General features: G+C 42.9%; 25 protein-coding genes, 1 tRNA gene and 1 pseudogene. 24 read left to right on the top strand and 3 right to left on the bottom strand.

The window, feature by feature from the left end:
• The first annotated feature begins 234 nt into the window (after positions 1 to 234).
• Positions 235 to 861 (top strand): DUF262 domain-containing protein, encoded by a 627-nt coding sequence (locus tag QZ942_RS08345; RefSeq protein WP_292994534.1) that lies wholly within the window; start codon positions 235 to 237, stop codon positions 859 to 861.
• Between the two features lie 5 nt (positions 862 to 866).
• Positions 867 to 1,108, top strand: a pseudogene (locus tag QZ942_RS08340) (IS630 family transposase); the annotation flags it as partial.
• A 124-nt stretch (positions 1,109 to 1,232) separates the two neighbouring features.
• On the opposite strand, the gene nadB reads toward QZ942_RS08340, so the two are convergent.
• Complete coding sequence (gene nadB / locus QZ942_RS08335) at positions 1,233 to 2,831, bottom strand: L-aspartate oxidase (RefSeq protein WP_292994532.1); 1,599 nt, start codon at positions 2,829 to 2,831, stop codon at positions 1,233 to 1,235.
• A gap of 276 nt (positions 2,832 to 3,107) precedes the next feature.
• On the opposite strand from nadB, the gene rpoE reads away from it, so the two are divergent.
• From rpoE to lpdA, 14 genes are all read left to right on the top strand, one after another.
• Positions 3,108 to 3,707 (top strand): RNA polymerase sigma factor RpoE, encoded by a 600-nt coding sequence (rpoE, locus tag QZ942_RS08330; protein WP_292994530.1) that lies wholly within the window; start codon positions 3,108 to 3,110, stop codon positions 3,705 to 3,707.
• Between the two features lies 1 nt (position 3,708).
• Positions 3,709 to 4,272 (top strand): sigma-E factor negative regulatory protein, encoded by a 564-nt coding sequence (locus QZ942_RS08325; RefSeq protein WP_292994528.1) that lies wholly within the window; start codon positions 3,709 to 3,711, stop codon positions 4,270 to 4,272.
• Positions 4,269 to 5,258 carry a MucB/RseB C-terminal domain-containing protein gene (locus QZ942_RS08320; protein ID WP_292994526.1) on the top strand — a complete coding sequence of 330 codons (990 nt, stop codon included), beginning with the start codon at positions 4,269 to 4,271 and terminating at the stop codon, positions 5,256 to 5,258. The genes QZ942_RS08325 and QZ942_RS08320 overlap by 4 nt, the downstream gene beginning before the upstream one ends.
• Before the next feature lie 256 nt (positions 5,259 to 5,514).
• Positions 5,515 to 6,930, top strand: a complete 1,416-nt coding sequence (locus tag QZ942_RS08315) for a DegQ family serine endoprotease (protein WP_292994524.1) — start codon at positions 5,515 to 5,517, stop codon at positions 6,928 to 6,930.
• Positions 6,911 to 7,204, top strand: a complete 294-nt coding sequence (locus tag QZ942_RS08310; protein ID WP_366836280.1) for a glutaredoxin family protein — start codon at positions 6,911 to 6,913, stop codon at positions 7,202 to 7,204. The genes QZ942_RS08315 and QZ942_RS08310 overlap by 20 nt, the downstream gene beginning before the upstream one ends.
• A gap of 100 nt (positions 7,205 to 7,304) precedes the next feature.
• Complete coding sequence (lepA, locus tag QZ942_RS08305) at positions 7,305 to 9,101, top strand: translation elongation factor 4 (RefSeq protein WP_292994546.1); 1,797 nt, start codon at positions 7,305 to 7,307, stop codon at positions 9,099 to 9,101.
• Positions 9,102 to 9,192: 91 nt separating this feature from the next.
• Positions 9,193 to 9,996, top strand: a complete 804-nt coding sequence (lepB, locus tag QZ942_RS08300) for a signal peptidase I (protein ID WP_292994522.1) — start codon at positions 9,193 to 9,195, stop codon at positions 9,994 to 9,996.
• A gap of 34 nt (positions 9,997 to 10,030) precedes the next feature.
• A complete protein-coding gene (locus QZ942_RS08295; RefSeq protein ID WP_292994520.1) occupies positions 10,031 to 10,402 on the top strand; it encodes a DUF4845 domain-containing protein in 372 nt (123 codons plus the stop codon).
• Between the two features lie 14 nt (positions 10,403 to 10,416).
• On the top strand, positions 10,417 to 11,133 hold the full coding sequence (rnc, locus tag QZ942_RS08290) for a ribonuclease III (RefSeq protein WP_292994544.1): 717 nt from the start codon (positions 10,417 to 10,419) through the stop codon (positions 11,131 to 11,133).
• A gap of 38 nt (positions 11,134 to 11,171) precedes the next feature.
• Positions 11,172 to 12,065, top strand: a complete 894-nt coding sequence (era, locus tag QZ942_RS08285) for a GTPase Era (RefSeq protein ID WP_292994518.1) — start codon at positions 11,172 to 11,174, stop codon at positions 12,063 to 12,065.
• 48 nt (positions 12,066 to 12,113) lie between these two features.
• Positions 12,114 to 12,839 (top strand): pyridoxine 5'-phosphate synthase, encoded by a 726-nt coding sequence (gene pdxJ / locus QZ942_RS08280; RefSeq protein WP_292994516.1) that lies wholly within the window; start codon positions 12,114 to 12,116, stop codon positions 12,837 to 12,839.
• Positions 12,836 to 13,213, top strand: coding sequence for a holo-ACP synthase (acpS, locus tag QZ942_RS08275; RefSeq protein ID WP_292994514.1), 378 nt, complete (start codon positions 12,836 to 12,838; stop codon positions 13,211 to 13,213). Before pdxJ ends, acpS begins: the two co-directional genes overlap by 4 nt.
• A 2-nt stretch (positions 13,214 to 13,215) precedes the next feature.
• A complete protein-coding gene (nagZ, locus tag QZ942_RS08270; protein ID WP_292994512.1) occupies positions 13,216 to 14,268 on the top strand; it encodes a beta-N-acetylhexosaminidase in 1,053 nt (350 codons plus the stop codon).
• A 108-nt stretch (positions 14,269 to 14,376) separates the two neighbouring features.
• Complete coding sequence (gene lpdA, locus QZ942_RS08265; protein ID WP_292994510.1) at positions 14,377 to 15,837, top strand: dihydrolipoyl dehydrogenase; 1,461 nt, start codon at positions 14,377 to 14,379, stop codon at positions 15,835 to 15,837.
• A gap of 76 nt (positions 15,838 to 15,913) precedes the next feature.
• Here the strand turns inward: lpdA and QZ942_RS08260 are convergent, their stop codons facing one another.
• Complete coding sequence (locus QZ942_RS08260) at positions 15,914 to 16,357, bottom strand: hypothetical protein (RefSeq protein WP_292994508.1); 444 nt, start codon at positions 16,355 to 16,357, stop codon at positions 15,914 to 15,916.
• A 351-nt stretch (positions 16,358 to 16,708) separates the two neighbouring features.
• Between QZ942_RS08260 and QZ942_RS08255 the strand changes: the two genes are divergently transcribed.
• From QZ942_RS08255 to grxD, 7 genes are all read left to right on the top strand, one after another.
• A complete protein-coding gene (locus QZ942_RS08255; protein WP_292994506.1) occupies positions 16,709 to 17,485 on the top strand; it encodes a carbonic anhydrase in 777 nt (258 codons plus the stop codon).
• 93 nt (positions 17,486 to 17,578) lie between these two features.
• Positions 17,579 to 17,655 (top strand) — tRNA-Val (locus tag QZ942_RS08250).
• 294 nt (positions 17,656 to 17,949) lie between these two features.
• On the top strand, positions 17,950 to 18,450 hold the full coding sequence (locus tag QZ942_RS08245) for a CreA family protein (RefSeq protein WP_366836276.1): 501 nt from the start codon (positions 17,950 to 17,952) through the stop codon (positions 18,448 to 18,450).
• A 129-nt stretch (positions 18,451 to 18,579) separates the two neighbouring features.
• Positions 18,580 to 19,833 (top strand): glutamyl-tRNA reductase, encoded by a 1,254-nt coding sequence (hemA, locus tag QZ942_RS08240; RefSeq protein ID WP_292994502.1) that lies wholly within the window; start codon positions 18,580 to 18,582, stop codon positions 19,831 to 19,833.
• Positions 19,830 to 20,909, top strand: coding sequence for a peptide chain release factor 1 (gene prfA, locus QZ942_RS08235; RefSeq protein ID WP_292994500.1), 1,080 nt, complete (start codon positions 19,830 to 19,832; stop codon positions 20,907 to 20,909). Before hemA ends, prfA begins: the two co-directional genes overlap by 4 nt.
• 36 nt (positions 20,910 to 20,945) lie before the next feature.
• Positions 20,946 to 21,782 carry a peptide chain release factor N(5)-glutamine methyltransferase gene (gene prmC, locus QZ942_RS08230; protein WP_292994498.1) on the top strand — a complete coding sequence of 279 codons (837 nt, stop codon included), beginning with the start codon at positions 20,946 to 20,948 and terminating at the stop codon, positions 21,780 to 21,782.
• 90 nt (positions 21,783 to 21,872) lie between these two features.
• The gene (gene grxD / locus QZ942_RS08225) at positions 21,873 to 22,181 is read left to right on the top strand and encodes a Grx4 family monothiol glutaredoxin (protein WP_292994496.1); all 309 of its coding nucleotides are present in this window, start codon (positions 21,873 to 21,875) and stop codon (positions 22,179 to 22,181) included.
• Between the two features lie 66 nt (positions 22,182 to 22,247).
• On the opposite strand, the gene QZ942_RS08220 is transcribed toward grxD, so the two are convergent.
• On the bottom strand, positions 22,248 to 22,667 hold the full coding sequence (locus QZ942_RS08220; RefSeq protein ID WP_292994494.1) for a YqaA family protein: 420 nt from the start codon (positions 22,665 to 22,667) through the stop codon (positions 22,248 to 22,250).
• Positions 22,668 to 23,021: 354 nt separating this feature from the next.
• Between QZ942_RS08220 and dsr1 the strand changes: the two genes are divergently transcribed.
• Positions 23,022 to 26,855 carry an anti-phage defense-associated sirtuin Dsr1 gene (dsr1, locus tag QZ942_RS08215; RefSeq protein WP_292994492.1) on the top strand — a complete coding sequence of 1,278 codons (3,834 nt, stop codon included), beginning with the start codon at positions 23,022 to 23,024 and terminating at the stop codon, positions 26,853 to 26,855.
• The last annotated feature ends 1 nt before the right edge of the window (position 26,856 follow it).

The raw sequence follows: 26,856 nt of genomic DNA, 5'->3' as shown, positions 1-26,856 counted from the left end.
TTTTAAGCCTAACTCTTTTCGAAAAAATACCTATCGATCAATTGGTTAAAAATACCGATGTGCAAATAACCATGTCGAACAATAATAACCAACTGAATCTATTCAATTAAATCTCCGGACACTTCTGAGATAAAATGAATAGATAAGACCAGTTTGAAATCATTGCAGGAGACTGGCAAGTTAGAATTCACCGTTTTGCAAGTATCAAGCTGAGAGAATACGAAGGAGTGAGTGATGTCAGCGACAAATTTTAAAACTGAAAACAGTACCTACCGGAAACTGATCGGTAATGGCCTGACCTATCGCATTCCACGTTTTCAGCGTGATTACAGTTGGACGGAAGATGAATGGGAAGATCTGTGGATGGATATTCTCGGCACCATCCAGAAAGGCGGAGAGCCAGCTCATTATATGGGCTATTTGGTTCTGCAATCTCAGGATGACAAGAATTTTGATGTCATTGACGGTCAGCAGCGCTTGACAACGCTGACTCTGATTGTTCTGACTGCGCTCAAGAATCTTAAGCGGCTGATTGAAGAAAAGAACAATCCAGAGAATAACCAGCAGCGTATCGAGCAAATACGCCAAACCTATATCGGCTATCTGGATCCGGTTACGCTGGTGTCGCGCAGCAAATTGACGCTGAATCGCAACAATGATCATTATTTTCAGACTTATTTGGTGCCGCTGGGTCACTTGCCGCAACGCGGTTTTCGCGCTTCCGAGCACAGTTTGCGTAAAGCGTTTGAGTGGTTTGATAAACGAGTGCGTGAGTACACTAAGAAAGCGGGCGGTGACGAAGGTGTCGCGCTGGCTAGTTTGGTTGAGACGATGAGTGACCGGCTTTTCTTCACGCTTTAGCGCGAAGACTGGAATTCCATTACACCCCCACAAGCACGGTAGTTGGTTAAACATTGCCGAAATCGAGCTGGCTGTGCTGTTCAATATGTGCCTGACACAACGCATTCCAGACAAAGATCATCTGCGCCGTGAAGTAGAGGCAAATGTCAATGCCTGCAATGCCAAAGCTGCTCCCGTCAATTGGCGCTTCACTTCTCAGGATGCTCGTCGCAAACTGGCACGCTTGTATCCTCGTTTTTCGAACTGACTGACTACTAGAGGGGATGAGTGTAACGCAGGCTTCTGTGGACTGGCAACACCATAAAAGTCACAACTCTTGTTTGATTGGTGCTGAAGGTAAAGCCGATTCGAACAAATTTTGAAGCTATTGTTTAAAAAATTTCCCTTTGAAGCACAGTATTTTCGGCTATCGGTAATGTATCCGGGTAATCTTTACTGTAGTGTAATCCCCGGCTTTCGTGACGCAGCATTGCGCTACGTACGATTAAATCGGCGCTGTCGACAAGATTGCGTAACTCTAGCAGATCACTTGTGACGCGAAAATTTGTATAGTATTCATTGATTTCTTCTCGTAATAACTCAATGCGGCGCTGAGCCCGCTGTAGCCGTTTTGTAGTGCGGACAATGCCGACATAATTCCACATAAAACGACGTAATTCATCCCAATTGTGTGCAATGACGATTTCTTCATCGGCGTCTGTAACACGGCTTTCATCCCAATCAGGCAATTTTGGTAACTCATTTGCATCTTGATTGCGAATGTTGTTACCTGCAGCTTGGGCCAATACCAGGCATTCTAGCAGTGAGTTACTGGCTAAGCGGTTGGCACCATGTAATCCCGTATGCGCGGTTTCTCCGATGGCATAGAGATTATTTAAGTCAGTTTTGCCATGCTTGTCGGTAACAACACCGCCGCACGTGTAGTGTGCAGCGGGAACAACAGGAATCGGTTCTTTGGTAATATCGATTCCCAGTTCCAGACAGCGGGCGTAAATTGTTGGGAAATGTTCTTTTAGAAAGCTGGCTGGTTTATGGGATATATCCAGATAGACGCAATCCAATCCCCTTTTTTTCATTTCAAAATCAATGGCGCGAGCGACAATATCACGGGGTGCTAGTTCCGCGCGTTGATCGTGCCAGGGCATGAAGCGATCACCATTAGAGAGTTTCAATAACCCACCTTCGCCACGGACGGCTTCGCTGATTAAAAATGATTTTGCATGGGGATGATAAAGACAAGTCGGGTGAAATTGAATAAATTCCATATTGGCTATTCGACAACCTGCCCGCCAACCCATCGCAATTCCATCGCCAGTCGCTGTATCTGGATTTGTGGTATAGAGATAAACTTTGCTGGCCCCGCCTGTTGCGAGCACGGTGTTTTGTGCTGTAAATGTCAGTACTTGATCTTTTTTCTTGTCGAGAACGTAAGCGCCAAAGCATCGTTTGTGCTGCGTATCCGCATAATCAGGTAGTTTGTCACTGGTGATTAGATCAATCGCGATATGATGTTCCAATACGGAAATATTCGGGTGCGTTCTTATTTTCTGGATTAATGCTTGTTGTACAGCTTTTCCCGTTGCATCACCGCTGTGAATAATTCGCCGCATGCTATGACCACCTTCTTTGGTAAGGTGATATCCCGTTTCATTTTTCTGATCGCTGGTGAAAATGACACCTTGGTCTATCAACCAGTGTATTGCGTTAGCCGCATTTTCAGCAACATAGCGAGTGATTTCTTCATCGCATAAACCCGCTCCGGCGATTAGCGTATCTTGAACATGCTTTGATGGGGAGTCATCATTTGATAGCGCCGCTGCAATACCGCCTTGTGCCCATGAACTGGCGCCTGAATCAGCAGTTTGCTTAGTTATGATACATATCTTTTTGTGCTGTGCTAAATGCAATGCGAGTGAGAATCCAGCCAATCCGCTGCCAATAATAAGCGTATCAAAATTGTTTTTAGACATTAAGCGGGGGTGATCTTTAAATAACTAGAGGTCTGAATAATAGCAGACTCACTGCGCTGCATGCCTGTATTCAAAGATTAGTTTTGTTTTGATATCAGGGAGTCAAATAGTGAACTAATTAACAGGGTTAATTGTCTTTGGAAAGTATGAGATGTAGTTACGTAGTTCCCGAGATTGATTTGGATAGGTATACTTGTTCTGTTGTGTCATTATGCTACATTCAATGGAACAAGAATAAAATTATAAATTCATTCAAATGCTCAGGGATTATGTGGTATGGGTGATCGGGAGATCGATCAACAGTTAGTAGAAAGAGTTCAAGGCGGAGATAAGCATGCATTTGATCTACTAGTCATTAAGTATCAGCGTAAGCTGGCTCGCTTGTTATCGCAATTTATACGCGATTCAGCTGAAGTTGAGGATGTTACGCAAGAAGCTTTTATTAAAGCATATAGGGCATTACCTTCATTTCGCGGAGATAGTGCTTTTTACACATGGTTATACCGGATTGGTATCAATACTGCTAAGAATTTTCTGGTATCTCAGGGACGTAAGCTTCCTGTTTTGCAAGGGTTTGATAATGAGGACGCTGAGGACTTTGAGGATAGCGGTTTATTAAAGGAAATGAATACACCGGAAAGTGAACTGATGAGCAAACAAATTGCTCAAACAGTTAATCAAACACTGGACTCATTGCCTGAAGAATTGCGTACTGCAATTACTTTAAGAGAGATTGATGGATTAAGTTATGAAGAAATTGCGAATATTATGGACTGTCCCATAGGGACAGTGCGTTCGCGTATATTTCGTGCACGAGAAGCGATATCTGAACAGCTGCGTCCTTTATTAGGGACTAGTAAAGACAAGAGGTGGTAATGTGAAAAGTAAAATATCTGCATTAATGGATGGTGAACTTAATCAACGAGATGTTTCAAATATTATTGAAGCAATAAGAAAGGATGATGATTTACAGGGGGAATGGGAAGCTTATCATTTGATCGGTGATACATTGCGGCAATCATCCAAATTATCAATGAACATATCTTCTGGCGTTAGTCAGAGATTAAAAGCCGAACCAACCGTACTTTCTCCAAATATATCTAACTTAGAAAAAAAACTGAAGCGGAAAGTCTATGCATTTTCAGTGGCAGCTTCTGTGATAGCGATGGTCTCAGCTTGGTTAGTCATGCAAAATTTACATGAACCCCAGCAAATAATCATGGCTGAACAACCGAATTATAATCATAATTTGTCTATAGCGCCGATCCCAGTTTCATCATCATTATCATCACCAACAGCAATACATAATCATTCCCATCCCCCGATTGAAATTAATGATTATCTGTTTGTACATAGAGAATTCTCTCCAGGGGTCACGATGCGCGGGCAAGCTACTAATGTTAATAGTGTAACCGAATATCACGAAAGATATGGTAGATGATTAGTCGTAAAATAGTCGCGCTGTTTTTATTGTTAGCATTTGGTTTTCCAGCAACATTCGCGCAAGAGTTACCCCGTTCATCTGAAAGTGCACTTAATTGGTTGAAGAGAATGGCCGATGCGCCGCGCCGACACAATTATTCTGGGACATTTGTTTACTATGCTGATGGTCATATAGAAACGTCACGTATCGTTCACAAAGTCGATTCAATCAGTGAACGTGAGAGAATCGAGGTTTTAGATGGATCGCCGCGAATCGTTTTTCGTAATAACGATGAGATGAAATGTTACCTGCCGGAGAGTAGAAGAATATTCACGGAGAAGCGCTGGTTCCGTAAGTTTTTTCCTGATATTCTTCCCCGGCCTTTTGATAATGTTATTGATGAAAACTATTACGTTAAAGAAGACAAGCTTGAACGGGTAACGGATCATCAATGTCAAGTTCTGTCGCTGATACCAAGAGATTCTTTACGTCATGGCCATCAATTCTGGATTGATGTTGAAACGGGTTTGCTACTGAAAGCCGCAGTGGTAAATGGTAGCGAAATCATTGAACAATTCGCTTTTGCGCAACTGGAAATTGGCGGAGAGATTCATTCCGATTCATTGAAGCCGAATCAATCCATGGTTCAAGAAGAATGGAAGGTAACTGATTTAATTACTTCCTTTTTAAAAGCGGGTGAATTGAAGTGGCAAGTCATGAATCTGCCTGCTGGCTTCAAGAAGCTGGTTGAAATGAAACGTAATCTAGCTGAGAAACCTACACTGGTGGATCACATTGCTTTATCCGATGGACTTGCAACAGTTTCTGTTTTTATAGAGCCGATCACTCAAGATGCTCCGGCATCCCTGCCAGGATTTTTTACAAGCCATGGCGCGATTAACATATATGTTCGTATACTGGGCGATAATAAAATAACAACAGTTGGTGAAGTGCCGCTGGAAACTATAAAATTAATCGGGGATTCTGTCATCAAGAAAGATTGAGTTCTTGCCAATTAGAGCGCTAAGTAGATTAGTATTCCTGCCATGGATTAAAAAGTTTAATGAAATTGATCTGACACTGGCTTATTATTCAAAGACGTGTCACTATGCGCGCTTTGGCCTGAATTCAGTTAAATATCCTGTTTTTCTTCATACATTCCGCTGATTAGAGAATTGAATATACTCCCCGAATTGATCGGTAAATTACATGCATATAAACGTTAACTACTTGCACAGGTTTATTGTGAGGATGAAAATCATGCTTCAGCTTATATTAATCACATTACTTTTCTATTCATCAACAGCTTTGGCACAGGCCAATGAGTTGCCAGATTTTACTGGGTTGGTTGAAAAACATGGTGCAGCAGTGGTCAATATTAGTGCCGTCCAGAATTTAACTACACTGAATAATCAAGTTGTTCCAGAAATACCTGGTATTCCTGAGAATTCACCTTTTTATGATTTTTTTAAACGGCATATGCAGCCTTTTCCCGCACCGAGAAAATCTGAACCTAAATCTTTGGGATCAGGTTTTATTATTAGCTCGGATGGTTATATTTTGACCAATGCGCATGTTGTTGAAACCGCTGATGAGATTACTGTAAAGCTGAATGACAAGCGTGAATTTGTCGCAGAGATTATCGGCACCGATCGAAAAACAGATATTGCATTAATTAAGATAAATGCAACTGATTTACCCAAAGTCACACAAGGAAATCCAGAAAATCTTAAAGTTGGCGAATGGGTAGTTGCAATCGGTTCACCTTTCGGCTTCGAGCATAGCGTAACCGCTGGTATCGTGAGTGCCAAAGGACGTTCGCTGGCACAGGAAAATTATGTTCCATTTATACAAACGGATGTGGCGATCAATCCAGGAAATTCCGGTGGACCATTGTTTAACATGAGAGGTGAAGTGGTTGGTATCAATTCTCAAATCTACAGCCGGACGGGTGGATTTATGGGATTGTCATTTGCCATACCGATTAATGTTGCGACTGAAATTGCGGATCAATTAAAAGTCAGCGGTAAAGTAAGCCGTGGAAGAATTGGCGTAATGATTCAGGAAGTAACGAAAGAGTTAGCAGAGTCATTTGGTCTGTCTGATGGGAATGGCGCTTTAGTCGTTTCTGTGGAAAAAGGCGGTCCAGCAGATCGGGCAGGAATCAAAGCGCGCGATATCATATTGCAGTTTGATGAAAAAAGAATTACAACCTCCGCTGATTTGCCACGTACAGTCGGTAATACCAAACCGGGTTCAAAAGTTTCTATTCAGATTTGGCGTGATGGTTCTTTAAAAACTGTAAAAGTCGAAGTTGGTGAAACACCATCTGATGAAGCGGCAGAAAACCGGAAACTCAAGCAAGGAAAAAAACCGGATACTTCAAACCGGCTTGGGCTGGCTTTAAGCGAAATTACAGCCGAGCAAAAGAAACAATTGGAAATTTCGAACGGATTATTGGTTGAAGACATGCAGGCCGGTATTGCCAGTCGTTCAGGGGTCCGTATTGGAGATATCATTCTCGGATTTAACAGTAAAGATGTGAATAGTGTTGAGCAGTTTAATGAATTGCTCAAACAAGTAAAAAGTGGAAAAAATATCGCTTTGCTCGTTAAAAGAGGGGATATTACGACGTTCATCACCATGAAACTTACTGATGATGACAAAAAAAATTGAGTCAACTCCCTTTGCCTCGGATCAAGTAAAAACACTCATCGTATATGGACGTGAAGATTGTCACCTTTGTCAAGACATGATAGTTGCTCTGCAAAATTTGCAAAGACAAGTATCTTTTGAGTTTCAGGTTGTTGATATCGATTCCGATCCAGAATTGATTGCGCTTTATGGAGAGAAGATTCCGGTGCTGATGGCTCCATTGACTAACCAAATGATCTGTCATTACTTTCTTGATGTGGCAGCTTTAGATGATTATCTTGGCAAATTTCGTTAGAATGCTGCCCCTTTTAACTGTCAATACAATATTTTAATTTCCAGTTTTACAACGTTAATTTCCCCTATTACTAGGAATCTATTTTTTTATATTTCATATCCTGATGCAGCATATTCGTAATTTCTCCATCATTGCACATATTGACCACGGCAAATCCACATTGGCAGATCGTATTATCCATTTATGCGGTGGCCTATCCGATCGTGAAATGGAAGAGCAAGTATTGGACTCCATGGATTTGGAGCGTGAAAGAGGCATTACCATCAAAGCACAGACTGCTGCATTGCACTATAAAGCAAGAAATGGTGAGGTTTATTTATTGAATTTAATTGATACACCCGGGCATGTTGATTTTTCTTACGAAGTCTCTCGCTCTCTTGCCGCGTGTGAGGGGGCGCTTCTCGTTGTGGATGCATCGCAGGGTGTTGAGGCGCAGACGGTTGCAAATTGTTATACCGCGATTGAGCAAGGTGTTGAGGTTGTTCCAGTTTTAAATAAGATAGATTTGCCGGCTGCCGATCCCGTGCGCGTTATCAGCAACATTGAGGAAGTCATTGGCATTGATGCGCAGGATGCGGTTAGAGTCAGCGCAAAAACCGGTGAAGGGGTTGAAGATGTTTTAGAAGCATTGATTGCAAAGATTCCCGCGCCGAAGGGAGATCCCAATGCACCGTTAAAAGCGCTGATTATCGATTCCTGGTTTGATAATTATGTTGGCGTTGTCATCTTGGTCAGAGTTATGGATGGCACCTTAAAACCGGGTGACAAGATTTTACTAATGGCCAGTAAGGCAGTGCAGACATGTGAACATGTGGGTGTATTTGTGCCGAAATCACTCTATCGTGAAACGCTTAGTGCAGGAGAAGTTGGCTTTGTCATCTCCGGCATCAAAGAGCTGGATGCGGCAAAAGTAGGTGATACGGTAACTTTAGCAATTCGTCCAGCCGAAACACCGTTACAGGGTTTTAAAGAAATAAAACCACAGGTATTTGCCGGATTGTACCCGATCGAATCCAATCAGTATGACGCTTTGCGTTCAGCGCTGGAAAAACTGAAACTGAACGATTCGTCACTCCATTTTGAACCGGAAGTATCCCAAGCGCTCGGTTTCGGTTTTCGTTGCGGTTTTCTCGGATTGCTGCACATGGATATTGTGCAGGAGCGGTTAGAAAGAGAATATGACATGGATTTGATTACTACTGCACCGACAGTGGTTTATCAAATACTGATGCGCGATGGGACGATGATTGAAATAGAAAATCCATCAAAAATCCCCGATCTTTCTAAAATTGCTGAAATTCGCGAGCCCATTATTACTTCAACGATCTTAGTACCGGAAGAATTTGTTGGCGCAGTGATTACATTGTGCGTTAGTAAACGCGGGAACCAAACAAATATGCAATATATGGGTAAGCAGGTCATGCTGACCTATGAAATGCCTTTAAACGAAGTTGTCATGGATTTTTTTGATCGTCTGAAATCGACAAGCCGTGGATATGCTTCATTAGATTACGAATTCAAAGAATTTCGCGCCTCAGATTTAGTAAAACTGGATATATTGATCAATGGTGATAAGGTCGATGCGTTATCCCTGATTATCCATCGAAGCAGCAGTCAATATCGAGGCCGCGAGCTAGTGCAAAAAATGCGCCAATTAATTCCTCGTCAGATGTTTGATATCGCCGTTCAGGCGGCGATTGGCGCGCATATTATTTCGCGCGAGACGGTTAAGGCGTTACGTAAGAATGTGTTGGCAAAATGCTACGGTGGCGATATAAGCCGTAAACGAAAGTTGCTGGAGAAACAAAAAGCAGGTAAAAAGAGAATGAAACGGGTTGGCAATGTAGAAATTCCGCAAGAAGCATTTCTGGCAATTTTGCAGGTTGATAATAAATAATGAATACTAAAAGTAGAATTCTTTTATTTAATTTTGAGTTAAAGCTGAATCGATTTAATGAAATATTTAATGTGTTACCAAAGGAATTAAAATGAATTTTCCTTTGATTTTGTTTGTACTACTTGTAATTACCGGTAGTATTTGTTTATTAGATTATTTATTTTGGAAAAAGAAACGCGCTGCGGGTGAAAGTGAGCCTTGGTGGATCGAGTATCCTAAAAGTTTTTTTCCAATCATTCTGATCGTTTTTAGTCTGCGCTCATTTGTAATTGAACCGTTCAAAATACCTTCTGGCTCAATGATACCGACACTATTAGTCGGCGATTTTATTCTAGTCAATAAATACACGTACGGGATCCGGCTTCCAGTTCTAAACAAGAAAATTCTGGATATGAATGAACCCAAGCGTGGCGATGTGTTGGTATTTCGCTATCCGGAAGATCCATCGATTGATTACATCAAACGTGTTATTGGTCTACCCGGCGATGTGATCACCTATCATAATAAACAATTGATTGTGAATGGTGAGGTGATAAAAATGGAATACGAGGGCGACTACAAATATGTTGAGTCAGGGTTTGGATATATTTATTCCGACAAATTCTCTGAATACTTAAACGCAGATAGCCATTCGATTCTCATTAATCAGGATGTGAAAGGACTTCAATATTCCAATGTCAGGGAGTTCGAATTTCGAGATAATTGTAAGTATCATCGTACAGGATTCACTTGTGAAGTACCGGCAGGCAGATATTTCACTCTGGGTGATAATCGCGACAGCAGTAGTGATAGCCGTTATTGGGGTTTTGTTCCGGAAGAGAATATTGTTGGTAAGGCTTTTATAATTTGGTGGAATTTTGGAGATTTTGGCCGAGTTGGATTATCCATTAAATAACGCTTGAAGCTTTTTCTTGGACGAGGAGGAAAGCATGAGGTATCACAAGATGCTACAAAAACAAAAAGGTATTAGTTTATCTGGTTTGCTGGTGTGGTCTGTGATCTTGATTTTGATTGCCATTTCCGGCTTGAGAATTGCCCCGGCTTATATTGAATATTCCACAATCCAAAAAAACTTAACAGCAATAATCAAGGATACTAATTCGCAGAATATGGATCTGAATCAAATAAGACTATCGTTTAATAGGCGTGCCCAGATTGATAATATTAAATCCATTAATGGGCAAGATATTAAAATCAATAAAGAGAATGGTCGCATTGTCCTGAGCGCAGAATATACAACAAAAATTCCACTCATCGCCAATCTGTCCTTAAATATTGATTTTGAAGCCATCAGCGATTGATGCTAGGCAATACGATGCCAAATGACGCGATACAAAGTAATTATCAATTTTTACTGGATACATACTGTAAGCGCATAGATTATTCTTTCACGCAGTTCAAATTACTGCAAGAAGCACTGACGCATCGAAGTCATAGTGCATTTCACAACGAACGTCTCGAATTCTTAGGTGATGCCGTATTGAATTGTGCGATTGCTGGATTAATTTATAAATGTTTTCCGGACTTGCCGGAAGGACATTTATCACGGCTTCGCGCCAATTTTGTTAATCAGCAGGCATTATCTGATATGGCGCTGAATCTGCAGATGGATAGGCTGATCCGACTAGGGGAAGGCGAGCTAAAGAGCGGTGGTTGTCATCGTCCTTCCATTCTTGCTGATGCCTTGGAAGCGGTATTAGGTGCCATTTATCTGGATAGTAATTATGCCCGGGCTGAAGATGTGATTAGGACACTTTACTTACCTTTGATGCAGAGTATTGATTTTAAAACACAAGGTAAAGATCCAAAAACCTTATTACAGGAATTCTTGCAAAGTCAGAAATTGGCACTACCGGAATACGTGGTGGTTACAACCAGCGGCAAAGCACATAAACAGAAATTTAAAGTGGAATGTGTAATACCCATGTTTAATATTCGTACATTCGGTGAAGGCGCAAGCCGCCGGAGTGCAGAACAAGCAGCGGCAAAGTTAGCTTATGAAGAAGCATGCCCGCATCAAAATTACTCATAACATGAATGTTACTACATTAATAGCTATGATTTGTCAGAATGACCACTGAAGCCAATTTTCGTACTGGCTACATTGCCATTATTGGCCGTCCAAATGTTGGTAAATCAACATTACTGAATAAGTTGCTGCAGCAAAAAATCAGTATCACATCCAAGAAAGCTCAAACGACCCGTTTCCGGATTAACGGCATTTTAACGGATGAACAAACACAATTTGTTTTTGTTGATACACCCGGATTTCAAACGCAATATACTAACCGTTTAAATACTGCAATGAACCGGGTGGTAACGCAAAGTATGCAAGATGTGGATGTTATTTTGTTTGTGATCGAAGCGATGCATTTTGATCAACGCGATCTTACTGCTCTAAAAATTCTTCCGAAGAATGTTCCAGTTATTTTAGTGATGAATAAGATCGATAAGCTGGCTGACAAGAATCAATTGCTGCCTTTCTTAGGTAGTATGGCAAAAACATTTGAATTTGCAGCTATTATACCGGTTAGCGCCATACATAAAATGCAATTACCGGAGCTTCTTACTACAATCCGCACCTATCTGCCAGTTAACCAACCCTTATTTGATAAGGATGAAATAACAGATCGCAGTCAGCGGTTTATTGCGGGAGAATTTATTCGTGAGAAACTGTTCCGTTTAGTTGGTGATGAAATTCCCTATTCAACCAGTGTCGTGGTGGATCAGTTTAACCTAGAAGGCGATTTGCACAGAATTTATGCAACAATTCTTGTTGAGAAACCGAATCAGAAAGCAATTATTATTGGAAAAAAAGGCGAGAAGTTAAAGCAAATAGCCAGCCAGGCACGTAAGGATATGGAGCTGTTAGTGGGGGGTAAAGTATATCTGGAGGTCTGGGTTAAAGTTAAAAGTGGGTGGGCTGATAGTGAAAGTGTATTAAGAAATCTAGGTTATGAATAATCAGATATCAGCTATTCTTACTTGCTGGCATTTTTGGAAACATAAATTATGATTGAATTAGGCGTCAATATTGATCATGTGGCCACATTAAGACAGGCACGTGGAACAAGCTATCCGGATCCAATTGAAGCGGCACTGATCGCTGAATCTGCTGGTGCTGATGCCATCACATTGCATTTGCGTGAGGATCGCCGCCATATTCAGGATCGCGATGTGGAGATTCTACGCGATCGGTTAACGACAAGAATGAATCTTGAAAGTGCCGTGACTGAAGAAATGATCGCTATTGCACTTAAAATAAAGCCCCATGATATTTGCCTAGTGCCTGAGAGACGCGAGGAGTTGACGACAGAAGGCGGACTGGATGTGGTGAAATATTTTGATCAAATAAAACGTGTTTGCCAGAAGTTGGGGGAAGCGGGAATACATGTTTCGCTTTTCATCAATGCCGATCCGCTGCAAATCGATGCAGCAGCTCGCGCCGGTGCACCGGTTATCGAGATCCATACGGGTAGTTATGCCGACGCAGTTACTCCGGAGGCGCAGGAAAAGCAATTCGTCGAAGTAAAAAAAGCGGTTGCAATGGGCATTGATCTTGGTTTAAAAGTAAATGCCGGGCATGGCCTGCATTATGAAAATGTTCAACCGATTGCTGCCTTACCTGAAATATCCGAATTGAATATCGGTCATGCTATAGTTGCCAGAGCTATTTTTGTTGGTTTTAAGCAAGCAGTACAAGAGATGAAACAACTCATGCTTGAGGCGCGCGAATGATCTATGGTATTGGAACCGATATTGTAGAATCGTCTCGGATTGCACAATCACTGGATCGTTTTGGAGAACGGTTTGCGCGACGCATATTAACCGATAGCGAATGGCCGGAGTACCACTCAAGCAGTAAGCCCGTTCTGTTTCTAGCCAGCCGCTTTGCTGCGAAAGAGGCTCTGTCGAAGGCGATGGGAACCGGTTTGCGCCATCCAGTTAATTTGACGTATATTACGATTACTCATGATAGCCTGGGAAAACCGTTTTTTGAGTTTCATCCTGAACTCAATCAATTAATCAGCGACAAAGGTATTACGCAACATCATCTTTCCATCAGTGATGAAATAAATATGGCTTGCGCTTTTGTCGTGCTGGAGAAGTAATCGTGTCACTTGGTCCAGTGATGCTCGATATCGCCGGTACACAACTGACCGAAGATGATATAAAAAGGCTTTTACACCCGCTCACGGGTGGCGTCATACTCTTTACGCGAAATTATTCCAACAATCGTCAGCTGACGGAATTAACGCAGCAGATTCATGCGTTACGAAATCCCCACTTACTAATCGCGGTTGACCACGAAGGTGGCCGTGTTCAGCGTTTTCAGAAAGATTTCACAAAATTGCCCGCCATGCGTGAATTGGGGAAAATATGGGATAAGCAACCTGCTCGCGCCCGCCATCTTGCAATACAGGTTGGCTTTGTTCTGGCAGCGGAGTTAAACGCTTGCGGCGTGGATTTCAGTTTCACACCGGTGCTGGATCTGGATCATGGACAAAGCTGCGTTATCGGGGATCGTGCTTTCCATCATGATCCCAACACGGTTTCAGATCTCGCACATAATTTGATGCTGGGCCTTAGAAAAGGCGGCATGCTGGCGATAGGCAAACATTTTCCAGGTCACGGCTATATCCAAACCGATTCGCATCTGGAAAAATCAATTGATCAGCGCCGGTACATCGATATCGAAATGAATGATCTCATTCCATTCCAACACATGATTGACTCAGGATTGGCTGGAATCATGCCGGCACATGTGATCTATCCAGAAATCGAGCAAAAACCGGCTGGTTTTTCAACGATCTGGTTACAAAAAATTTTACGTACGGAATTACAGTTCGAAGGTTGTATTTTTAGTGATGATTTGAGTATGCGTGGTGCCGGGGATTACCTGGAATCAATGCTCTTGCGCGCACAAGCTGCGCTCACCGCAGGCTGTGACATGATACTGGTTTGTAATAATTCCTCGGGTGCAGATGAAATTTTAACCGGACTGCATTGGGAGATGTCGGCGACTAGCCTTTCTCGTCTTGCCCGTATGCACGCCAGGAATAATTTTGGCTCACTGACAAAATTGCACGAAAGTGGCGATTATGTCCAAGCAGTTCGTGAGATCGGCGCGATTGGATGCGAAAGTCAAGAACTGCCATTTCAGTAGACTTGTGATGTATTGATCAAATCAAATCGAATCGAATCATAAACAACAGCATCATTTTAATTTAAAATCACTTCGTCATTAATAAGATTTTTTCATAAGGCTTTAATCATGTCAGAAACATTTGATGTAGCAGTAATTGGTGCGGGTCCGGGGGGGTATGTTGCTGCGATCCGCTGTGCACAGCTTGGCTTGAATACGATATGTATCGATGAATGGAAAAATTCAAAAGGAAAGGCAAGCCTCGGCGGTACCTGTTTAAATGTAGGCTGTATTCCATCGAAAGCCTTGCTGGAATCTTCGGAAAATTATTATCAGATAAAACACAAATTATCCGCTCACGGCATTACAACAGAAAATGTATCTGTGGATGTTCCTGTCATGATTGCGCGCAAAGACAAAATTGTTACTACGTTTACTACCGGTATTGCCTCGTTATTTAAGAAGAATAAAGTTAAATCGATGCATGGCAAAGGAACATTATTAAAGCGGGAAGCGTCCGCAAATATTTGGCAAATAAATGTTGATGATAGTGGCAATACGGAAACTATTCAGGCAAAGCACGTCATCATAGCAACCGGTTCGATACCGCGATCGTTATCGATTGCACCGATTGATAACGATCGGATCCTGGATAATGCCGGCGCATTAGCGTTAACGGAGGTGCCCAAACGGCTGGGTGTTATTGGTGCAGGTGTTATCGGCCTTGAAATGGGCAGTGTATGGCGCCGGCTAGGGGCAGAAGTTACCATTCTGGAAGCGATGCCTGGATTCCTAATGGCGGCTGATGAACAGATAGCCAAAGAAGCTAAGAGCATATTTGCCAAAGAAGCCGGTTTGCAAATCAATACCGGAATTAACATCAAGTCGATCAAAACATCCAAGAATAGTGTGGTTGTTAATTACAGCGATTCCAGCAATCAGGAGCAGATCTTAGAAGTTGATAAATTAATTATTGCCATTGGCCGTATCCCAAATACCACAGGATTGGGTGTTAAAGATAATGGTTTGCTATTGGATGAGCGTGGATTTATTACGGTTGATCAATACTGCCGCACCAATCTGACTAACGTTTATGCGGTGGGAGACGTGGTGCGCGGTCCAATGCTGGCGCATAAAGCATCTGAAGAAGGCGTGGCCGTAGCTGAAATGATCATGCACCTTGAGAAAGGGCAAGTGAGTGAAAATGAGCCGGTCGATTTTAATATCGTACCCTGGGTTATTTATACTGCACCCGAAATTGCCTGGGTGGGGAAAAATGAACAGGAATTGAAAGCTGCCGGCATCGCCTATAAAGCCGGGCAGTTTCCCTTTATTGCTAACGGACGTGCGCGTGCCATGGGTGAGACCAGCGGATTTATTAAAATATTAGCAGATGAAAAAACTGATCGTGTATTGGGTGTTCATATGATCGGACCGCATGTTTCAGAACTTATTTCAGAAGCGGTAATGGCGATGAAATTTTCAGCCAGCAGTGAAGACATTGCTTGTATTGTTCATGCTCATCCGTCTCTATCGGAAGTGTTTCATGAAGCTGCTCTTGGCGTGGATAAGCGTGCTTTACATATCTAAAATTACAATAGCGTAATTTCTTTTATTTTTGCACTACTTATCCAAGTTTATTGCGTGCTACTGCGGCGTTTTAATTCTAGAAGCAATGTTTCTTATCGGGATCAACGCTGCAAGACCAACGTAATTGATGAGTTCCAGCAGTCTTATTCACTAAATATTCAGCTTTTAATTGTTTATTTTGTTCGGTTGTTAGAGAAACTTTTTCCGGTATAAAACGCTCTTGACTCCAGAATCTGATTCTGCAAAATTCGGTATCGGAAGGGCAAATTCTATTGATAGCAGCGCTATAAATGGTTTTATCTGTATAGACACTATGGTCAATATGTACCATATGAACGAATTTTCCTGAAGTGCCTATTTCAAGCGAACGAATAACTCGCCACCCATTACCGCTCTCCAATTGTGATGACGACCCCGCAGCGGGTTCATCGTGCGCGTGATCTTCCCCTTCATGGGCAATGACACTATACGGCATGGTAAGTATCAAAAATAGTAAAACGCTTGGTAATAGCTTGTACATAAGTTCTCCCTGGCAAATGCCAATTCATTATTTATAAATGTAGAATTTTTATTCTGTGTTAACACATTGCTTCCAGATCATTTTTTATTTTTCTGGAAAATTCTTGCAGCGGGGCAGTATACTCGAAATTCGGCTTTTGGACATTATTGACAATTTTGTTCTACGTGAGAATAAATAAAAGTAATAAACCAGGTGGAAAAACGGAGCAAGGCGACTTTTCTACTTAAATTGAAATAGCAGATAATTTTTCTGAAATGCTAGCGCAAGTCTAATCATCTTACCTCACGATTGATCGTATCAGAAAGTATAAGATTGGTTACTTTGGTTAATTTTAAACATGGGATTTTCAGTATGTGTCATCGATGTGAAAAAAATAATAACCAAGCCGAAGACTGCAACTTAAATGTCAGTAAGCGATCGTTTCTCAAGCTATCTGCAGCAACTGCTTTAAGCCTTGGAATGATTCGTGCGGGGATCGCAAATGCCCGTGAGAGCAAACCGGCTAATACTTCTGGCGCACTTTCACCGAAACCGGAAAATGTTTTAACACCCGATCAAGCATTGGAAAGACTGATGCAAGGCAACGAACGCTATGTTTCCGGGAAATCCAAGCCATTGGATTTTCATGATATACAATCCGCTTTGACTGGAGGTCAAAATCCGTATGCCACAATACTGGGTTGCTCCGATTCCAGAGCCAGTCCGGAGCATTGTTTTGACGAAGCACAGGGTGATCTTTTTGTTGCGCGTGGAGCCGGTAATTATTTGACTAACGATAACATCGCTACTATTGAATATTCAGTTGCTGTCCTGAACACGCCATTAATTATGGTTCTTGGCCATGAAAGTTGCGGTGCTGTGAAAGCAGCTATGGATGCGGTTGATCATCACAAAGATTTTCCGGGTCATATCCAATTATTGGCCAGTGCGATTGCGCCTGCTGTCAGAGCGGTAAATGATACATCAAGCAGTCGATTAATTAATGTGACTAAGATGAATGTCATCATGACAGTCGAAAGACTGAGAAGAAAAACGCCTATTTTGGATTTCTATCACGACCACAAGAGAATTCGCATCGTGGGTGGAATATACCATTTGGATAGCGGTAAAGTGGAACTCATTGCTTGATTCTTTAATCGAGTAATTGCCAATACTATTTTGGCTTCATATGCACATATCATTTGTAGCAGCTAGCTGTTTCGGTTAGAATCCGCTCTTCCCAGGCGCGTAGCTCAGTTGGTTAGAGCACCACCTTGACATGGTGGGGGTCGTTGGTTCGAATCCAATCGCGCCTACCAGCTATCTGGTTATTACCATTCTGCTACTTCAATTTAATCCGGTTAAGAATCATCAGTAGATGCACAACTAAACCAATGCATTGTTCGCACGAACTGATCGGATTGAAGATGGTGTGTCAAGATTACTATTCTGTGATTTCCGATGATCATTAATGTGATAATGAAACTAACTGGCTTCCTAAGACTCAATGATCAGTGACAGATTAGGCGATTGTTATGCAATGCGTGTTTAAAGAAACCGCGCTTGATGTAAATATTGAAAATTAAATATTTCAAGTCATTAGGAGAGAATCTATGCTGTGTCAGGTAAATACTAGAAAACAGAAGACATTAAATGTCTTGTTGATTCTGATCTTAATTCTATTCACATCCAGCATCGTTGTGGCTGATCAAATTGGTAGTGTTTCAACCAAATTCAAGATGTTGGGGGCCAACGATAAGATTGTTATTGAAGCTTTTGACGATCCTGAGATTGCTGGAGCGACCTGTTATTTAAGCCGAGCTAAAACCGGAGGGGTCAGTGGCGTAGTGGGCATTGCTGAGGATACTTCCGATGCCTCTATCGCCTGCCGTCAGATTGGACCGATTTCTTTGCCAGAGAAAATTAAGAATGGTCAGGAAGATGGTAAAGAAGTGTTTAAAAAAAGCACATCGTTATTGTTCAAGTCATTACAAGTTGTTCGTTTTTATGATGCAAAAAGAAATGTTCTGGTGTATTTGACTTATAGCGACCGGATTATTGAGGGTTCGCCTAAAAATAGTATTTCAATTATTCCGATTACACCATGGCACTAATAGAATTGCTGTGTGGTAGACAAGGAATATAAAAATAAATGTTTTTCATTGATGGTATTTAAGGGATCCTAATATTATAATGCTTAGTTATTTCTTACCATTTGCTTTCATAGACTAACATTATATTTCATGCAGTTATTCGCCTTTGGTATTAATCACAATACTGCGCCGCTGGATGTGCGTGAGCAGGTTACTTTTCCTGAAAATACAATGGAGCATGCATTACGTGATTTGGTTGGGCGAAACCCCATCAAAGAAGCGGCTATTGTATCCACCTGTAATCGTACCGAAGTTTATTGCTGTACCGATAAGCCGGAAGACGCCATGTTTTGGCTGGCGGATTTTCATCACCTCCAGACCCGTGAGCTGGATCCCTACTTATATAAGTTTCCGCGCGAACAAGCTGTGAAACATGCATTCCGGGTTGCCAGCGGATTGGATTCTATGGTTCTAGGTGAGCCGCAGATACTGGGGCAGTTAAAAAGTGCTGTGAAATCAGCAGAACATGCGGGTACCCTGGGATTAATGTTGCATAAACTGTTTCAACGAACATTTTATGTCGCCAAGGAAGTTCGTACATCGACTGAGATTGGCACCAATTCGGTATCAATGGCTGCTGCGGCTGCGCGTTTGGCCGAACGGATTTTTGGCGATATCAGCGATCAACGTGTTCTGTTTATCGGTGCCGGGGAGATGATTGAATTATGCGCCAATCACTTTGCCGCACGTAATCCAAAAAAAATTACTGTTGCTAATCGTACAACGGAACGTGCTGAAGCATTGGCCAATCGTTTTAATGCACAAGCTATTACCCTGAGCGATTTGCCGGAACAATTGGCGCTCCATGATATCGTTGTAACTTGTACCGCAAGTCCATTACCGATACTGGGTAAAGGCATGGTGGAGCGTGCTATTAAGATACGTAAGCATCGGCCGATTTTTATCGTGGACTTGGCCGTGCCGCGCGATGTTGAGTCTGAAGTGGCGGAACTGGATGACGTATTTCTCTACTATGTCGATGATTTATCCGAAATCGTAAAAGAAGGTTTGGATTCGCGTCAAAGTGCAGTTGCCCAGGCTGAAACCATTATCGATTCCAATGTGGTGGATTTTATGCGCTGGCTGGCGACACGAGAAATGGTTCCGACCATTCGTGCATTACGTGACCAGGGCGAACGTTATCGCCGTCATGAACTGGCGCGTGCAAGCAAGTTACTGGAAAAGGGCGAAGATCCCAAGAAAGTTATTGAATCACTGAGTAATAGTCTAACTAATAAATTCTTACATGTGCCTTCCAGTGTATTGAATCATGCAACGGCTGATGAACGCGAGGAATTAGTCGAGTTGATTAATCGACTCTACCAATTGCATCGCCCGCAATGAACAGGAATATCGCAGACAGGCTCACTCGCTTGAGTGTGCGTTTGGAAGAATTAAATCATTTGCTGAGCAGCGAATCCGTGACAGCCAATCTGGATAACTATCGCAAGCTCACGCGAGAACATTCTGAAATTGTTCCGATTGTTGAACTCTACCGTGCTTACCAGCTCAGTGAGCGAGATATACAAACCGCACGGGAAATGCACGCCGATTTGGAAATGCGTTCTTTTGCGGAAGCAGAAATACAAGCTGGCAAAGAAAAGCTTGTTAAGCTTGAATCTGAAATTCAGAAGCAACTACTCCCGAAAGATCCCAATGATGAGCGCAATATTTTCCTGGAAATTCGTGCAGGAACTGGGGGAGATGAATCTGCGCTATTTGCCGGTAACTTGTTTCGTATGTATTCCCGTTTTGCGGAAAGACGCAGCTGGCAGGTTGAGATTATTTCACAAAGCTTGTCTGAGATCGGCGGGTATAAGGAAATTATCGCCAAAATCATTGGGCAGGGTGCGTATTCCCGGCTAAAATTTGAATCCGGCGGCCACCGTGTTCAACGTGTGCCTGTTACCGAAACGCAAGGACGTGTGCATACCTCAACGTGTACTGTGGCCGTTATGCCGGAGGCGGATGAAGTCAGCGAAGTGGTGCTAAATCCTTCTGAGTTGCGAATTGATACTTATCGTGCCTCTGGTGCAGGCGGTCAGCATATTAATAAAACCGATTCGGCTGTACGCATAACGCATCTGCCAACCGGTATTGTCGTGGAATGTCAGGATGGGCGTTCGCAACATAAAAACAAAGCGCAAGCGCTGAGTGTCCTGGCTGCCCGTATTCATGACAAACAAATGCGAGCACAACATGCCGAACAAGCCGCTACGAGAAAGTCGCTGGTAGGTACTGGCGAGCGATCGGAACGGATCCGTACTTATAATTTTCCTCAGGGACGTGTGACTGATCATCGAATTAATCTGACACTCTATAAAATGGATCAGATTATGGATGGTGATATCGATGAACTTTGTTCAGCATTAATGGCTGAACATCAGGCGGAATTACTGGCAGCTTCGGTTCAAGAGTAGTTTGCCTTGCAGTTAAGTATTCTTTAATGTGAGGCTATGCAACCGGAAACCATTGCTCAGGCATTAACATCGGCCTATCGAGAGATTGATAGAGTGGACGCGCGATTGCTGTTACAGCATGTGTTAGATGTAGAGCATGCCTTTTTACTGACTCATCCAGATCAAGTACTAACTTCGCAACAGACTGATGAATTTTCCCGTTTGGTCAGGCAGCGTATTGATGGCATACCGGTTGCCTATCTGATTGGGCGACGAGACTTTTACGACCTGACTTTTAAAGTCACTGAAGCGGTTTTAATCCCCCGTCCGGAGACTGAATTGCTGGTTGAGTTGGTATTGAAACTAATACCGGACAGTCAGTTTTGTAAGATACTGGATTTGGGAACGGGTAGCGGTGCGATCGCTATTACCCTCGCAAAGCATCGCCCGCAATCACAAGTAACTGCAATTGATTTGTCATCGGAAGCTATCGCGGTATCCCGATGGAATGCCGAGAATCTGGAAGTAAATAATATTTATCTCAAAACCGGGAACTGGTTTGATGAACTTTCCGGGGAAAGATTTGATCTGATTGTATCAAATCCGCCGTATGTGGCAGAAAATGATCCGCATCTGCAACAAGGTGATTTGCGTTTTGAACCGCAAATGGCGCTGTCTACGGGTGACAACGGATTGGCATGTATTCGCCACATTATCGCTACGGCACCGGATTATCTTGTTAATAATGGATGGTTGCTATTAGAGCATGGCTATGATCAAGCGGCTGCGTGCAGGCGATTGTTTGGGGATAGGGATTTTAGTAATATTTGTTCCTACCCGGATTTGGCTGGCATAATGCGCGTAAGCGGCGGTCAATTGAATTTTATTACGTAAGCTATATAAAGAAGTAATGTAGTAATTAATGACGCTGTTTTTGTTTCTGTATAAAAACTTTTGGAATGATCTTTTGGAGAAATTAACACTATGAATGTTGAAGATTTAATCGAACAACAAATTACCGCACATCCGGTTGTGCTCTATATGAAAGGTACGCTTGATCAGCCGCAATGTGGTTTTTCGGCTAACGCTGTGAATATTCTGAAATCTTGTGGTGTTGATAATATTTTTTCTGTCGATGTGCTGGCAGATCCGGAAATCAGGCAGGGTATCAAAGATTACTCAAACTGGCCGACGATTCCCCAGTTGTATGTGAATGGCGAGTTTATTGGCGGTTCGGATATCGTGACTGAAATGTATCAGTCCGGAGAACTACAGAAGTTGTTTGAAAACTAATCTCGGTTAAAGAATTTAACGATTCAGTTTATTCACACTGACGAATAAACTGAATCGTGCATCCAATTAATTGATCGCTGTAGCAATCACCCAATAGCGGGCAAACTTCCCCGCAGCAATAAATACTAAAGCCCATAGCCAGTTAGCCCGTAACCAACCGGCAGCCACGCACAATAGATCCCCAATCAGCGGTGCCCAGGATAACAGCAGAATAGGGGTGCCATGCTGGCGCACCCATTCCAATCCTCGTGTACTACCTCCCGATTTTTTCAATAATGTTTTTTCATCCGGCAGAAACCGACCAATTAAATAAGAGCTCATGCCGCCCAACGTATTGCCCACAGTGGCTAGAATCAGCGCCTGCCAATGCAGTTCGGGGTATGTTAGCAAAACACCCACGAGTACAGCTTCAGATCCGCCAGGAAGCAGCGTGGCTGCGAGAAAACTGCTGGTAAATAAAGCTAATAGGCTTGATTGTTCGTCCATAAAGCTAATTGAATTTAGAAAAGACGATAGTTTAACTGGATATTTTGTAAAGTTATGAGGATATAGTGCAGGGAATTATGGTACAACTCAGTCAATGCTGCCTTGACTGTTTCGCATTTGCATCAGGGGTTGTACACCGGAACATGTAGCACCGTCGAATAGGTAGTTCAAATAACGTGGGAAAATGAGGAAAAATCTCTTATCTTGCCACTTAGATTTCACTCACTCGGATTTGCCATTGAAAATGAAATTATCATTGAGTGTTATACTAAACAAACTAAGAATAATCCACATAAATTCATTGCTATATAGCTTCTTGAATGTAACTACAGTTCTCAGTAATCCGGTATTATCATGCAATTCGTAACCAACGGTCCGGATATTCCCGAAGCATTATTGCAAGCACACGAAGATGGTCGTGTGGTATTTTTTTGTGGTGCGGGAATTTCATACCCTGCAGGACTTCCAGGTTTTAAAGGGCTGGTAGATGAGATCTATCATCGTATTGGTACAGAGCCCACTGAAATTGAACAGGATGCCTATAAGCGTAATCAGTTCGATGCTACATTGGATTTGCTAGAACGGCGTATACCAGGGCAGAGAATCGAAGTACGTAAAGTGTTGGCGGATGCCCTGCAACCAAATTTAAAACGCAAGAAAGCGATCGACACTCATGCTGCGTTGTTGCATTTAGCTCGTAATCGTGAAGGAATATTTCGGCTTGTAACTACCAATTTCGATAGAATTTTCGAGAAAGTGGCGAAGCGTATAAAGCAACCAATCAATTCTTTCGTAGCGCCAATGTTACCAATCCCAAAAAATAGCCGTTGGAATGGATTGGTATATTTACATGGACAATTACCCGAAGAACAAGATGAAACTGCTTTGCAGAGACTGGTATTGACTAGTGGTGATTTCGGTTTAGCCTACCTTACAGAGCGCTGGGCGGCGCGATTTGTCAGTGAGTTGTTTCGAAATTATGTGGTATGTTTCGTCGGCTACAGTATCAATGATCCGGTATTACGCTACATGATGGATGCATTGGCTGCTGACAGAATGCTGGGAGAATCTACTCCTCAAGCATATGCATTGGGGGATTGTGAGCCTGGGCAAGAACATTACAAAACTATCGAGTGGAAGGCCAAAGGCGTTATCCCCATCCTTTATGAAGTATCTAAAGATAATTATGATCATTCGATACTGCATAGCACATTGAAAAAATGGTCTGATACCTACCGAGATGGCATTCTTGGAAAAGAACGCATTGTTATGGAATATGGTATTGCACACCCCTCAGCTAGCACTCAGCAAGATGATTTTGTAGGTCGGATGCTCTGGGCTTTGTCTCACAAATCAGGATTGCCTGCCAAATGCTTTGCGGAATTCAATCCCGTTCCACCTATAGAATGGCTGAAAGTATTTTCCGAGGATCGCTATCGGCATAGTGATCTTGATCGCTTCGGTATATTGCCGCACCCTAGGATAGATGAAAGCTTGCATTTCAGTTTTATTCGTCGACCTGCACCTTACACGCACGCATCATATATGTCGCTGGCACCGGAGATAGCAGTTACCCGTTGGGATGACGTGATGTCACAGCTTGCAGGCTGGCTGGTTCGGCATCTTAACGATCCGGAATTAATTATTTGGCTGGCACAAAGAGGCAGTCAGTTACACAACGAATGGCGTAGATTGATCGAAGGCAAATTGGATTTCTTTGCGCGTTTGGAGCGTGAAGGTAAAACCGCTGAGCTTGATGAGATTCGTACAAATGCTCCAAATGCAATTCCTCAACCACCGATGCGAATTCTGTGGCGTTTATTACTAACAGGTCGAGTGAAATCATGGGGACGCGATTGGGAGTTTTTCAGCTGGAAAGGACGATTACAGCGTGACGGGTTAACTGCAATGTTACGTTTGGAATTGCGTGAATTACTGTCACCTAAAGTGGTGCTAAAGAGACCTTTCCGCTGGGGCGAAGACGGGGAAAATGACAATGATGCAGAGCCCCCTCAGCGACTCAAACAACTCGTAGATTGGAAACTAGTGCTCACTACAGATCACGTTCATTCGATGTTAGAAGATCTGGCTCAATTAAAACACTGGGGTGAGGTATTACCAAAGTTACTCGGAGACTTTCAACAACTGCTGTCCGATGCATTAGATCTGTTGCGGGAACTTGGTGAGGCGGATGATTTCAATGATCCTTCTTATTGGCAACTACCCTCTATTAAACCGCATTGGCAAAATCGAGGATATCATGATTGGGTGGCACTTATTGAATTGCTTCGGGATGCTTGGCGGGCTACAAGAGAGATTGATCCAAGTAAGGCGACTTGGGTTGCGCAAGCTTGGTTTAATCTTCCGTACCCAACCTTCAAACGTCTTGCCCTATTTGCAGCTAGCCAAGATGGCTGTATTGCTTCCGAACAGTGGGTTGAGTGGCTGGTAGCGGATAGAGCTAAATGGTTGTGGGCAGCGGATACACATCGTGAGGTCAGGCGTTTGCTTGTCATGCAGGGGGTGAATCTTGCTTCAAACCATCGTTCTCAGCTGGAATCCGTCATTCTCATAGGCCCACCTCATTCAATGTTTCCAGAAGATATCGAGCCAGCGACTTTACAGTTGCGAATTGATTGGTGGATTTGGTTGTGTCTTGCTAAATTGCGCGAGGGTGGATCTGTTCTGGGCGAACAAGCTGCACAGCATTTAAATACTTTATCGTCAACTTATCCTGGTTGGAAATTGCAATCACATGAGCGCGATGATTTTCTTCATTGGATGAGTGGCACCGGCGATCCGGACTACGAGGAGAGTCGCGATATTGACATTGCACCCCAAAATCGTCGAGAACTTGTTAAATGGCTCAAACGACCACCGGCAGAGCACCGTCCATCTTACGAAGATACCTGGCAAGAAACCTGTCGTGATAGATTATCCCTCAGCCTAGTTGCGCTCTGCGAACTTGCCCAAGAAAAGATATGGCTGCCTGGACGATGGCGAGAAGCGTTATATGCTTGGAGCGAGGATAAGGTGATTCTCCGGTCGTGGCGCTACGCTGCACCGTTGGTACAGACCATGCCTGACGACGTACTGCTAGAAATCGTGCCCAGCGTTGCCTGGTGGTTGGAAAAAACGTCTAGATGTGTTGACTGTCATGAAGATATTTTACTGGATATGTGTCGTCGGGTAATGGAACTACCGCTTGAATCTGATTCCAATATTATGATGGATGGTAAATCGATCAATCGACCTGTTTTTGAAGCGATCAATCACTCGGTTGGTCACGTTACGCAAGTACTGTTGAATCTGTGGTTAAAGCGTAAGCCAAATGACAACGACACACTACCGGCGGATCTCAAACCGTTTTTCACCCGACTTTGCGATACGACTATTGGACAGTTTCGTCATGGCCGGGTACTACTTGCCTCACAATTAATTACATTTTTTCGTGTGGATCGCCTATGGACGGAGCAACACTTGTTGCCACTGTTCGATTGGATCACTGATTCAGTCGAAGCAAGAGCAGCATGGGAAGGATTTCTTTGGTCTCCACGTCTATATCAACCTTTACTACTAGCATTTAAATCCCAGCTTCTTAAAACTGCACACTATTACGCAGAGTTGGGTGAGCATAGTCGCCAATTTGCAGTATTCCTGACTTATGCGGCATTGCACCAGGTGGAAGGATATACGCTGCAGGATTTTCGGTTAGCTGTAGATAATCTGCCGAATGATGGTCTGCAGGAGATAGTGAAAGCGCTCTCACAAGCTTTAGAAGGAGCTGGAGAACAACGAGAGGATTATTGGAAAAATCGGATTCAACCATTTTTGATACAAGTGTGGCCCAAATCGCATGAACTTGGTTCAAATGAAATTTCTAAATCCCTTGTACGTCTTAGCATTGCTGCACGCGAAGAATTTCCTGCAGCCTTATCACTAATTCTGAACTGGTTAAAACCGTTTGAACATCCACATCATGTTTTACATTCTTTGCGCGAGTCAGGCTTATGCAGCCGATTTCCCAATCAAGCACTGCAATTACTGGATAAGATAATTTATGATCAACCCTGGGTATCTCGAGATCTGCGGCAATGCTTGGAAGAGATTTCTCAGGCATTACCTAAATTGAAGAGAGATCATCGATATCAGAGATTAATAGAGCATGCTAGACGTTACGGTGGTTGAT

This window comes from Nitrosomonas sp. (genome assembly GCF_021731985.1).
Classification (GTDB): domain Bacteria; phylum Pseudomonadota; class Gammaproteobacteria; order Burkholderiales; family Nitrosomonadaceae; genus Nitrosomonas.
This window is presented reverse-complemented; position numbering and strand designations above follow the sequence as displayed.

What these genes read in the sequence shown, in the direction of transcription:
- QZ942_RS08260 (WP_292994508.1), bottom strand. Translation starts at nt 16,357, where the DNA reads ATGTACAAGCTATTACCAAGCGTTTTACTATTTTTGATACTTACCATG.
- era (WP_292994518.1), top strand. Translation starts at nt 11,172, where the DNA reads ATGACCACTGAAGCCAATTTTCGTACTGGCTACATTGCCATTATTGGC.
- QZ942_RS08255 (WP_292994506.1), top strand. Translation starts at nt 16,709, where the DNA reads ATGTGTCATCGATGTGAAAAAAATAATAACCAAGCCGAAGACTGCAAC.
- QZ942_RS08320 (WP_292994526.1), top strand. Translation starts at nt 4,269, where the DNA reads ATGATTAGTCGTAAAATAGTCGCGCTGTTTTTATTGTTAGCATTTGGT.
- QZ942_RS08315 (WP_292994524.1), top strand. Translation starts at nt 5,515, where the DNA reads ATGCTTCAGCTTATATTAATCACATTACTTTTCTATTCATCAACAGCT.
- QZ942_RS08220 (WP_292994494.1), bottom strand. Translation starts at nt 22,667, where the DNA reads ATGGACGAACAATCAAGCCTATTAGCTTTATTTACCAGCAGTTTTCTC.
- rpoE (WP_292994530.1), top strand. Translation starts at nt 3,108, where the DNA reads ATGGGTGATCGGGAGATCGATCAACAGTTAGTAGAAAGAGTTCAAGGC.
- grxD (WP_292994496.1), top strand. Translation starts at nt 21,873, where the DNA reads ATGAATGTTGAAGATTTAATCGAACAACAAATTACCGCACATCCGGTT.
- QZ942_RS08345 (WP_292994534.1), top strand. Translation starts at nt 235, where the DNA reads ATGTCAGCGACAAATTTTAAAACTGAAAACAGTACCTACCGGAAACTG.
- rnc (WP_292994544.1), top strand. Translation starts at nt 10,417, where the DNA reads ATGCCAAATGACGCGATACAAAGTAATTATCAATTTTTACTGGATACA.
- pdxJ (WP_292994516.1), top strand. Translation starts at nt 12,114, where the DNA reads ATGATTGAATTAGGCGTCAATATTGATCATGTGGCCACATTAAGACAG.
- nadB (WP_292994532.1), bottom strand. Translation starts at nt 2,831, where the DNA reads ATGTCTAAAAACAATTTTGATACGCTTATTATTGGCAGCGGATTGGCT.
- QZ942_RS08245 (WP_366836276.1), top strand. Translation starts at nt 17,950, where the DNA reads ATGCTGTGTCAGGTAAATACTAGAAAACAGAAGACATTAAATGTCTTG.
- QZ942_RS08310 (WP_366836280.1), top strand. Translation starts at nt 6,911, where the DNA reads ATGATGACAAAAAAAATTGAGTCAACTCCCTTTGCCTCGGATCAAGTA.
- acpS (WP_292994514.1), top strand. Translation starts at nt 12,836, where the DNA reads ATGATCTATGGTATTGGAACCGATATTGTAGAATCGTCTCGGATTGCA.
- QZ942_RS08295 (WP_292994520.1), top strand. Translation starts at nt 10,031, where the DNA reads ATGAGGTATCACAAGATGCTACAAAAACAAAAAGGTATTAGTTTATCT.
- hemA (WP_292994502.1), top strand. Translation starts at nt 18,580, where the DNA reads ATGCAGTTATTCGCCTTTGGTATTAATCACAATACTGCGCCGCTGGAT.
- lepB (WP_292994522.1), top strand. Translation starts at nt 9,193, where the DNA reads ATGAATTTTCCTTTGATTTTGTTTGTACTACTTGTAATTACCGGTAGT.
- lpdA (WP_292994510.1), top strand. Translation starts at nt 14,377, where the DNA reads ATGTCAGAAACATTTGATGTAGCAGTAATTGGTGCGGGTCCGGGGGGG.
- prfA (WP_292994500.1), top strand. Translation starts at nt 19,830, where the DNA reads ATGAACAGGAATATCGCAGACAGGCTCACTCGCTTGAGTGTGCGTTTG.
- dsr1 (WP_292994492.1), top strand. Translation starts at nt 23,022, where the DNA reads ATGCAATTCGTAACCAACGGTCCGGATATTCCCGAAGCATTATTGCAA.
- prmC (WP_292994498.1), top strand. Translation starts at nt 20,946, where the DNA reads ATGCAACCGGAAACCATTGCTCAGGCATTAACATCGGCCTATCGAGAG.